The organism is Candidatus Electrothrix sp. (assembly GCF_052785085.1).
The window spans coordinates 1-10,112 of record NZ_JALAAI010000129.1; the positions used below are offsets into that span (position 1 = coordinate 1).

The following is a 10,112-nucleotide window of genomic DNA, read 5'->3' on the forward strand; positions in this document are numbered from 1 at the left end:
TTATCTATTTTTCGCAACTCTTCTCTGGATAGGTGCATGCGAACTCAGAACGTGGATAGATCTCGTAAAAAACGTTGTGACCCTTAAACTATCGTGATCTTCTTTTTTTGTCCAATCTTTTTTTGTGTGGAATGAGGGGGGTGAACGGTTACACAATATTACGTTGTCTTAATCCGACATCCCCCCGGATTTTTCTGTAAAGGGAGTGGCTGTCAGGGTATCGTTCTTCTTCAGCAATAACTCGACCTGAGAGCGGGCCTCTTCCAATTTTTCATTGCAGAACTGGACCAGCTGGACCCCCTCATCAAATTTTTTCAGGCTGTTGTCCAACCCCAGGTCTCCCTGCTCCAACTCAGCAGTAATTCGGTCCAGTTTTGTCAGGGCATTTTCAAATGTTCTCTTGGCCATAGACGCTTAGGGATAAAAATCTCGGTTGCATCATATTCCAGCAGGAGTACAATGACTATCTCGTTTTCTTCAGAGAATTTTTTTTATTGTAAACCGGATGAAAAAGGCTTTCAATACCTGTTTTATGAATACCTCGCATTTAGATGCTTTTGCAGACTGGCTGAAAATCGAACGTGGTTACTCTTCGCACACAGTGGCGTGCTACTCACGCGATGTCAGCGAGTTTTTCCAAAGTATTAAGCAAAAGATACGCACAGAAGAAGTCACCAGGGAACATGTGAGCAGCTATATTTCCTCGCTCTATCTGATCAACACCGGCTCGTCAGTGGCCCGCAAGATGTCTGCCCTGCGCACCTTTTTCCGTTACTGCCTCAGACAGGGACACATCAACATTGATCCGCTGGCAGGTATAGCAGGCCCCAAACGCTCCCGCCATATCCCGACCTATCTCACAGTGGATGAAGTTTTCAGCCTGCTGGAAGAACCCAAGAAAAAAGACCGCTTCTTTTTACGGGACAAGGCCATTATGGAGTTGATCTACTCCACAGGCATACGGGTATCTGAAGCCGTTGCCATTAATCTCACAGATGCTGATCTTACTGCTGAATTGATCAAGATACGAGGAAAAGGGAAAAAGGAGCGCCTTATTCCCTTTGGCAGTACTGCTGGTGAGGCCCTGCAACAATGGCTGCCTGAACGCAATCGCCTGATTGCTGGTCGCATCACTCGTGGTGATGCACCAGAGCGGGAGGCCCTTTTTCTCAACAACCGAGGCACCCGGCTCACTGTGCGCAGCGTTGAACGGATGGTTGCCAACTACGGCCTGCGGGCAGGTATTGCTATCCGGGTCACGCCCCATGCCCTCCGACATTCCTTTGCCACCCATCTTCTGGAAATGGGCATGGACCTACGCATGGTTCAGGAGCTGCTCGGTCATGCCAGCCTGTCCACCACCCAACAATACACCCATCTCAATCTGGAGCACCTGACCAAGGTATATGATGATGCCCATCCCCAGGCTCAAAAAAAGGACGAGCAGGAATAATATTTTCTCTTGACATCCTTCGCCCTTCTCTTTATATTTCCTCAACCTTCCAAGCTACTGGGGGATGGTCTAAAGGCAAGACAGCGGACTCTGACTCCGCTTATCGGGGTTCGAATCCCTGTCCCCCAGCCATTTTTATTGTTTTTCTCATCTCGTTTTTCAACATTTTTACTCATGCAGAGTAAATTTGCCTGCCCGCACTGTCTTTGCTGATCTCATGGACAAAAACCCCTGCCTGCGCATCAATGGGTGTTGCCAGTTCAATAACTCTTCTGTGATGGGTGAAAAGAAGCACCTGGGTACTTGATGCCAACTCCGCAAGAACCTCCAGGCAGACCTGGGTACGGTTATCGTCAAAGCCAATGAGAATATCGTCCACTACAAAGGGCATGGGTTCTCCCTTGCGCAGATGCTGTTCAAGTGTGGCCAGGCGCAGGGCTAAATAAAGCTGATCTCGTGAACCTTCGCTCATGCCTTCGACAGCAACCTCTTGGTCATCAGGACGTACTCCCAACAATATGGGATTCCCTTTGTTATCCAATTCGTCGCGGAGCCCTGCATAGGAACCCAGGGTCAGTCTGGAAAACAATGTACCTGCTCTGGACAGAACCGGGGCCTGGTTTGTCTTGCGGTACTTTTCAATTTGCTGTTCAAGGATAAGTGCAGCAGCCTGGAAACGAAGGTATTGTTCTGCATTCGAGGCTATGCTGGCAAGGTGTTCTTCTGCCTCTTCCGATGCATTGGCAGCCAAGGCACTCCCATCCTTTGCGTTGATTTCATGTTGCAGCGTATGTTGGCTATCCCTTAAAGTATCCCGTTCGTCATGAAGCTCTTGCAACTCATTGGAGACCATTTCAAGTTCACTCTCAATTGCATCTGTATCCAATGCTTCTGACTCTTGTTCTAAATCTTCAACACGCAGGCCGTCGCCATTTCTATTGAGCTCCTGTTCGAGCATCTCCAACTTTCCTTGTAGCTCACGTTTATTTTTCGATTTTTCACTGGCGACCAATAATTCTTCATTGGTTTCGACCTTGGCCTGTACTCTTAAATCGGCCAACTGTTTCTCGGAATTTCGGATCGTGATATCGGTATTCTCGATTTCATCTTTAATTTCTTTGCATTGGGACTCTATTTCAGTCAGGCTTGCGCGGGCCTCGCGTGCCGAGTTCAGATCTTTATTTAAGTGAGAGGCGATCGTTGATGCCTCCAGTCCTTCTTTTTTAAACCCTATGCTATCCGCAAACTCAAATACCTTTTGCTCGAATTTTTTTTCAACCAGATCCATCCCGTATATCCGTCTGCGCAGCTCTTCGGATTTGTCATAGTTGTCAAAGAAAGACAGGAGGTTGTCAAAAGTTTCAGTGGCCTGCTCAGGATGAACATCTTCCTTGAACCCCAAGCCCTCTACGGCCTTGCTCCATTCCTTCGTCCAGCTTGAAAGGTCTATCCCGGCTGACTTCAACTCATCCTGTTGTCTCTTGAGACGAATTTTGGATTCTTTGAGCAAATGTTCATTCCGGTGTTGTTTTTCACGAATATCTTCCTCTTCCTTGACTCGCTGCTCACACAACGAAATCAGGGATTCAAGACTCATACCCTGAGTTTCTGCTGATGCATCGAATTTGAATATTTGCTCTGAAATAGCCTGTTTCAGTTGTTCGGATTCTTCGGTGAGATTTTTCTCATTTGTTGAGTAGTGGTTGGCGGTTTGGACTTTTTTAATAAGGTTTTCCACTCTGAGAAGCCATTGCTTCATCTCCCTCGGAGTACCGGCCTCTATATTCAACGGGTTCCAGATAGTTGACCACCTTGCTTGGAGATCATTTTGTGCTATTTTCAGGTTTTCGAGGGCTTTTAATAGATCATCAATTCGCAATCGGAGAGTTGCTATCTTTGATTCCAGCTCTGCCCGCTTAACGACCTGATCAGCATCCATCCGGAGGCGATCAGATATGCGGTCAGCAGACTTGACGTTCTTTTCGTATGCGGATGGCAAATCACCATCCTGTGCGTATGCAGCAAGCTCGTCTTCAGTAACTTCGTTTGCAGCAACATCGGTTTGTTCGATATATTTTCGTTTGATCAGCTGCCAGCCGAGAGTTCTTACATCCCGCGTTTTTTCCAAATCGGCAAGCGTCGGCACATCACTTTGCAGCAAAAGTGCCTTCAAGTCTTGTTCTGCTTGCCTTTTTTCCTCGTCAGTTTCCTGCTTTTTTCGAGCCGTATTTTTGAATTCTTCTGACAACGAGTCACTTTCTTTTTCAAACTGATCCAAGGTCTCAGGTACAGGCAGAGAGAGCGTCAATACGGAATCAAGCGAACCCGTGTACCTTCCCAGTCTTGTGAGTTCGTTATGGCATGCCTCATGTTCGTTAGCCGCCTGTTTTTGCGCTTCGGCGAGCCGTTGTTCCACATTGCCGGCTTTTCGAGCTACTGCAATCGCGGCTTTGAGCTCTTTCAGGTCAAGGTTGGATTGTGAAGTATTGTCTAATTCGTTTTGGAGCGATTTGCGTCCGTCCTCAATATCCCTAATGGAGGCCTCTGCCTGTTCCTTGTTCTGGACCAACAAGCTGTGTTTTCGGGCTAATCCTGAAAGCCATTTTTTATTATTGAGAAGAGGGCGCAAGTCGTCGGCTTGATCCAAACCAACATCCGGGCGAACAGTTTTGAGCAGGGTTTCTGCCTCGTTACGTAGCAATCGCCTTTTACCGTCCTGCTGCGGACGGTCTATGAGGGTTTTTTCGACGGCTCCGAGTTCCTTGTGAAGAGCCAAGATAGCTTCTTCGTTTTCAAGGAGGTCGTTTCTCACGTTTAATGCATTTGATTCATTTGTTAAACTCAGCAATTTTGCTTTTAATCGTTCTTTGGTCTCATTGGCCGATTGAAGATTGCTGCTCGCGGTTTTTCTCTTTTCCTCAAAATCTTCCGGCATCAGATCGACCTGACCCAGAGCTTCAATTTTTTCCACAACACTCCGATGCTCGGCCAAGGCCCCCTTTACGCGTTTGACCCGTTCCAAGCGACTTTTCGCCTTGTCTTTCGCTTTAATGTCTTGCTCGATTTTCTCAATGGCCGCTGTCATTTCTGAGAGTTCTTTTTGTAATTTTTTCCAGACAGAAACAGGCAAGGTTGCCTCTTTTATTCTCTTTTGGGCATCCTTATAGCCGGCTATTGCTTGGTTCAATACCGCCTTGGAACCACGCGGTTTGAAAATATTGTCCGCACTGTTTTGCATGTCAGTCAAAACTTCTCGTAAATTCGCCGTCCCGACTGCTGCACTGAAAAGAGCCTGACCAAGGTCACCGGACTGTTCCAGCAGTTCGCGGCCTCCTGCGATCAATCGTTCATGATCAATGCCCCAAAGCTTTGTAAAGAGGGTTTCGTCAATGTTTGCGGGAAGAAAGGGTATGAGAACAGTATCGTCCAATGCTTCGTTGGTACCGTATTTCAGCAAGGTGTTCTTGTTGCCCTTTTTTCTTGTAAACTCAATGCTTGTACCATCTGCAAGTCGCAACTGTCCCCCGATTCGCAGCTGTGCATTTGAATGCAGGAAATTGTCGTTAGTCCTGGCGGGGATACCGAACAGCCAAGCGATAAGGGATCGAAGCGAAGTGCTTTTACCTGCTTCGTTATCACCGTAGATGAGATGTAATCCAGGGTTACCCTCAGTGAGGTCTAAGGATTGCTCTGTAAATAGGCCGTAAGCAAGCAAATCAAGACGATCAATTCTCATTTCGCACCTCCTGCTGAAAGTAACCTGCTGATCAACATACGTTTTGCTTCTTCAATGATTCGAGGGACAGTTTGCTCGTCATCCAGATTTACAAGAGAGCTATCGCTAAATGCCTCGGCTGGTACCTTTTGTCTGAGTTCCGCGATCTTGTTGTACAATCCGTCAATATCGTCCGTCCCCTTGGTGATATTCAGAATTTCTTTCAGCAATCTCCCCATAGCGTTGTCATCTGCCAACGTTGATTCCAAATCAAGTTTACCGGTGGTTGCATTCTCTACTCGCTCTATCCACAAATCTTCCCCGGCGGTTTCGGCACCCAGGGCCTTTATTTCCTGCTCAATTCTATAAGGGTCAGCCGCAAGTTCATCCGCAATCCTGGTGGCCCCTTGCAGGCGTATCCGCATAGCGAGCGGTCTGTCTTCAGCCATGGCCCGTTCGTGTTCAATACTTTGTCGAACACGCTCTACAACCTTGCGTTTTTCATCGACGTCCGTCAGATCAATATCGCACAAAGACCACCTCAGTACATCCAAAGGTATCTTTTCTATTTCAGCAACAATACCGTCATCCACAGAGACAAGGACACAGCCCTTTGCACCGGCTTCACGAATATGACGGCCCTGGATGCAGCCGGGAAAGATAATATGCGGTTCTTTTTCGACGATTTCCAGTTTGTGTATGTGCCCCAAAGCCCAGTATTGGTAGCCCTTGGAACGAAGATCATCCAATGAGCACGGTGCATAAGGAGCATGGCCTTCACGACCGCCAAGGCTTGTATGCAAGAGCCCGACATTGAAAAATCCCTTTTCCGCAGGGCAAAAATCCGCAGCCAGATTTTCGTCAACATGTTGGGTCGGAAAGCTGCGTCCGTGAATCGCTACACCAAGGTTGTCTAATTTAACCGTTTCAACTTTCCTTGGAGAAAACATTGTCATGTTCGAGGGGCTGTCTAAGGATTTTGTCATTCGATTTGCTGCGTCATGATTGCCAGACACCGCAAATACCTGGATGTTATGCTGCCCTAATCGTCCCATCTGTTTGCTGAGAAATATGCCTGTGCTGTAATCTTTCCAGTCACCGTCATACAGATCACCGGCCAACAAGACAAAGTCCACTTTTTCCTCTATTGCGAGGTCCACCAAGTTCTCAAACGCACGCCTACAGGCATCTCGTATGGATTCAGCCGGAGCAGACTCGTATCGGGATAAACCGCGTAACGGACTATCTAAATGAAGATCAGCTGCATGAATGAATTTGAACATATTTATTACACCTCAAATTCGATGGGCTCTTGTTGACCTTGTGCCCTGATGCGCTTAAAGCCCCCTCGACCACGAGAGTCACACGCTTCTTCAACGCCTGATTTCAAGGCATCTGCCAGGAAACCAAAGGCATCAAAGAGGGTGCTTTTCCCGACACCATTTTTCCCGATAACCGCAGTCATGGGCGTGAGAGGCTTGACTTTTTGCTTATTCCACAATCGCCCAAGAGTAACGTCCTTCAACGACCTGAAATTTTTGATTCTGAATCCTTCTATGTTGGCCATAATGTTTTCTCACACAGGAGAAGCGGAAGTTTTTTTTCATCCAAGTGCATTCACGTTGTTCTTTGGGTTTTCTAGCACCAAACATCTTCAACTGAGGGATCATCATAGCGGTCCAAGGTTTCCAGCCACTCCGGCATCTCTTCTTTGATTTCTTGTTTCAGTTCTGTCAGCTCTTCTTTCTCTATCAAGCCTTTCTCATGCATAAAGGTGTAAAACTTTTTCAGGCTTGTTGCGTTGCTCTTGATGCTTGATTTGCTTGCCCACATTGCCTTTTTTATAAACCAATAGCCAAGAAACATACCGACATCGCCAGCACCATCTTTTGCTTCAATTGCATCCTCGTACAGCAGATATTCATTGAGGTAAAAGTCAACGTTTTCAAGATGCTTCTTTATCGTTTTTTCCGAGAGACCAGCTGCTTTGAGCCATGCCTCAAATTCATTTAATAGGCCTTTGTTCGCTTTTTTGATCTTTTTGCAATCTTGTTCCCATTTTTCGTAGTCGTCCATTTTAATGCTCCGTTGTTTGAGGGTTTGTCGGTATCTAACAACCTGCATCAGTACTTTCATGCCGTCGCCTGAATTGACCTGTTCCACACATGTTGTTACAATACCGAATATTGGTACTTATTCAAGATTAAGGTGGAAAATTTATGGCTAAAAATACAAGTGTTACTCTTGGCTCCCATTTTGACAATTTTATTACTGGTTGTGTGGAAAATGGAAGATACGGCTCTGCCAGTGAGGTTATCAGGGCCGGGCTGCGTTTACTTGAAACCACTGAGACTCAGCTTGAAACACTCCGCACTCTGCTTGCTCAGGGTGAAGAAAGCGGGTTTGGGTAGTGGGCTCGAACTACTTCAACTGAGCGTTTTAGGAGCCTGGAATTCCTTTTTTCGTCCACCGGGTATTCTTATTTTTGCATCATCAGTATGTCCTCAAGGCCTAACGGAGCAGACAATACGCCCATAGCGACAGCAGGGACTTCTCCCGTTGTCCAGTGCTTTCGAACAAAATTATGGATTACCCAATACACATCAAGGGTGCGCTGAAGCCCTAGAACTGTCTTGGCATACGTGTTTGTACGCCGTCTAAACGCGCTGTTGCGCCTGCGCATCGCCGCATTGTTCGCTTCGACATGATTCGCATGGATATTCGACTCGTCCAGCTCCTGATCTGTTTCGGGATGCTCTCTGAGAGGTGCCTGATACTTCTTCCGCTTCGGGCCACGTTTATGTTTCTGATCACCCTTATTTTTTACGCGTAGTTTTAACCCCTTAGGCAGCGTTTTCGGCGGGCGACCGGGCTTGCCGTTTCGTAACGCTTCAGCACAGAACGCGAAGAGGGTATTACCGTAACGACGCTCTCCGTCCGAGAAGAACGACAGATCTCCGGTCTGCGATATATATTCACAAACGGTCGACATGACTGATTCGAACAAGGCGGCATCTTTGGCTCCGCATCGTTGGTCAACAATGAACCGGCTGCTTCGCTCCATGATAACGGCTGTCCATCCTTCCGAGGCATGTGCATCGGTACGCCTGCCGACAACGGTGTAGAGTTCATCGCCCTCGAAGACAAGCGAAACAAACTCGTGACAGAAGCTGTAGAGCATCAATGTTTCTTTCTGATCGCCAAACAGCCGTTCCCATGTCGATACCGTATTTTTATGCATTCCGAGGACGCGACCGGTCGCACGAAGCCCCATGCCTTCACTGCGTATTTTCAGTACCGACGCAACCTTGCTGATCGGTGACTTGATATCCTGCATGGGCGTACCGGCCGTCTCGGAAAAAACGTTGTCGCATTCATCGCATTTGAGCAGGATGCGTTCGCCGTTATGGACCGTATTGTATTTTTTGAAAGGGTCATTTTTTAATGACTGACATTCGGGACAATGGAGTTCGGTGAGTGTTTTCATGCCCTGAAATTAACACATCAGCGTCCTAAAGAAAACCATTTGCAGCAGTTGGAGCCCAGTGCCATCTCTTTCTTACGTGCTATAAACTCCTCGCTAGCGAAGTAGCGTTCTTTCTTAAAGTGTAGGATGATACTGGGTATAAATAGGCAGAAAACAGCCGGTAAGGTTATATACCAATACTCGATAAGAGCAACGATGCCCACTACAATCAAAAGATATTGCATTTGTACTTCCTTTAAAGAACATTTTACTGAACCGGGCTTTTAATTTCCCATACGCATTGTTCAAATCCTAGTAAACCAATATAACGTGGAGTTCAGCGAGAGCCGGGCTGTTTCGGCTTCCGCTGGAACGTTTTGTTAGCGAAAATTTTTATTTTTTTAGTTAAAATATCATATGTCTTTATTGGTTCTTCAAAGCATGGCTTGGTAATATGATTTAGTTTTTCTTGGATTTTTGAGAGTTTTATTCTTATCTCATCCTCTTGATTCATATAATCCCAGAACACACCTTCATGTTTATTCATTTCTTCCAGATGTTTTTTGAATTCATCTTCTGACATAGGGACACGACCCTGTCTCGGCCAATAGTGTGTTGCTAGCATTCTTGCAGCAACAAATATTTTGTTTATGGCTTCTTCTGTTTCCTGAAATATTTCTTCAACCTCTGGACCGAAAGAAGCCATGAAACGGTATTTTAACGTATTGAATTTAATGAAGTTATCTTTTCTTTTATTGTACCTTTCAAAAACAACGAAGCCCCGATCTAATAATTCACTTTCTTCAGGTCTTTCTGAAGGAGATTTTTCTCTTGTCTTTCCCTCTTCAGTATTTGAAAATGGGTTTCTAATATATGCAATGTCGTCTTTGAGCTGAAAAAAGGCCTCTAATACTTCTTCAGCTAATTCAATTCTTCGTTTTCCTATAAATTCGCGTTTCCAAGCACCTACACCAGAAATGATTGCCCAACATGCTGAGATTATCGCGACTGCTTGACTTATAGTTGTTAGTGTTTCCATATTTTTATATTGCTAACGCCAGCCATAACCGGCAGTAAAAAGCGGAGCGCAGCGTAGCTTTTTACTGTCCGAGTTTATGGCCTTGTTGGGCTGGCGTTTTCGGCGCTCGCTACCAAATTGGGATGAATTGACGTAACTCTTTTTCCGAGTTTCATAATCTTTTTCTCAAAAACATTAAAACTAATGATAGCTGCGGCAATTGTTAACACAACTACAACAGCAAATAGTAATGCGGAGTTTTCCAAGCCAACTTTACGTAAAGCGTAACCGGCATACAGATTTACGACTGGGTGAAGCAAATAGACACCATATAAGGGTGTTGAAAAGTACCCCAGCATAGAGCAATTTCAGTTGTCCGAGATGCCCAATAAGCATTTTTTTTCGTTTGTCAGTGTTACTGCAGCTTGATGTCGAACACTTTCCAGGCGGAATTCAGCCT

The 10,112-nt window shown here is 46.0% G+C and carries 9 protein-coding genes, 1 tRNA gene and 1 pseudogene; 3 read left to right on the top strand and 8 right to left on the bottom strand.

The window, feature by feature from the left end; all coding sequences use genetic code 11:
- Positions 1 to 168 precede the first annotated feature (168 nt).
- Positions 169 to 408: an exodeoxyribonuclease VII small subunit gene (gene xseB / locus L2082_RS16180; protein ID WP_446011037.1), complete on the bottom strand. Its 240-nt coding sequence runs from the start codon at positions 406 to 408 to the stop codon at positions 169 to 171.
- Positions 409 to 505: 97 nt separating this feature from the next.
- Between xseB and xerA the strand changes: the two genes are divergently transcribed.
- Together xerA and L2082_RS16190 are read left to right on the top strand one after the other, a co-directional pair.
- Positions 506 to 1,453 carry a site-specific tyrosine recombinase/integron integrase gene (gene xerA / locus L2082_RS16185; protein ID WP_446011036.1) on the top strand — a complete coding sequence of 316 codons (948 nt, stop codon included), beginning with the start codon at positions 506 to 508 and terminating at the stop codon, positions 1,451 to 1,453.
- Positions 1,454 to 1,511: 58 nt separating this feature from the next.
- Positions 1,512 to 1,585, top strand: a tRNA-Gln gene (locus tag L2082_RS16190).
- Positions 1,586 to 1,625: 40 nt separating this feature from the next.
- On the opposite strand, the gene L2082_RS16195 is transcribed toward L2082_RS16190, so the two are convergent.
- From L2082_RS16195 to L2082_RS16210, 4 genes and pseudogenes are all read right to left on the bottom strand, one after another.
- On the bottom strand, positions 1,626 to 5,189 hold the full coding sequence (locus tag L2082_RS16195; protein ID WP_446011961.1) for an AAA family ATPase: 3,564 nt from the start codon (positions 5,187 to 5,189) through the stop codon (positions 1,626 to 1,628).
- Positions 5,186 to 6,451 (bottom strand): metallophosphoesterase family protein, encoded by a 1,266-nt coding sequence (locus L2082_RS16200; RefSeq protein ID WP_446011962.1) that lies wholly within the window; start codon positions 6,449 to 6,451, stop codon positions 5,186 to 5,188. Before L2082_RS16200 ends, L2082_RS16195 begins: the two co-directional genes overlap by 4 nt.
- A gap of 8 nt (positions 6,452 to 6,459) precedes the next feature.
- Positions 6,460 to 6,735, bottom strand: a pseudogene (locus L2082_RS16205) (AAA family ATPase); the annotation flags it as partial.
- A 71-nt stretch (positions 6,736 to 6,806) separates the two neighbouring features.
- Positions 6,807 to 7,244, bottom strand: coding sequence for a recombinase (locus tag L2082_RS16210; protein ID WP_446011967.1), 438 nt, complete (start codon positions 7,242 to 7,244; stop codon positions 6,807 to 6,809).
- 143 nt (positions 7,245 to 7,387) lie between these two features.
- On the opposite strand from L2082_RS16210, the gene L2082_RS16215 reads away from it, so the two are divergent.
- Complete coding sequence (locus L2082_RS16215) at positions 7,388 to 7,579, top strand: type II toxin-antitoxin system ParD family antitoxin (RefSeq protein ID WP_446011963.1); 192 nt, start codon at positions 7,388 to 7,390, stop codon at positions 7,577 to 7,579.
- Between the two features lie 68 nt (positions 7,580 to 7,647).
- Here L2082_RS16215 and L2082_RS16220 read toward each other — a convergent pair whose 3' ends face one another.
- The 3 genes from L2082_RS16220 to L2082_RS16230 form a co-directional block, all read right to left on the bottom strand.
- Complete coding sequence (locus L2082_RS16220; RefSeq protein ID WP_446011964.1) at positions 7,648 to 8,655, bottom strand: IS1 family transposase; 1,008 nt, start codon at positions 8,653 to 8,655, stop codon at positions 7,648 to 7,650.
- 316 nt (positions 8,656 to 8,971) lie between these two features.
- Positions 8,972 to 9,673, bottom strand: coding sequence for a hypothetical protein (locus tag L2082_RS16225; protein WP_446011965.1), 702 nt, complete (start codon positions 9,671 to 9,673; stop codon positions 8,972 to 8,974).
- Positions 9,674 to 9,747: 74 nt separating this feature from the next.
- Positions 9,748 to 10,011 (bottom strand): hypothetical protein, encoded by a 264-nt coding sequence (locus L2082_RS16230; protein WP_446011966.1) that lies wholly within the window; start codon positions 10,009 to 10,011, stop codon positions 9,748 to 9,750.
- Positions 10,012 to 10,112: the final 101 nt, after the last annotated feature.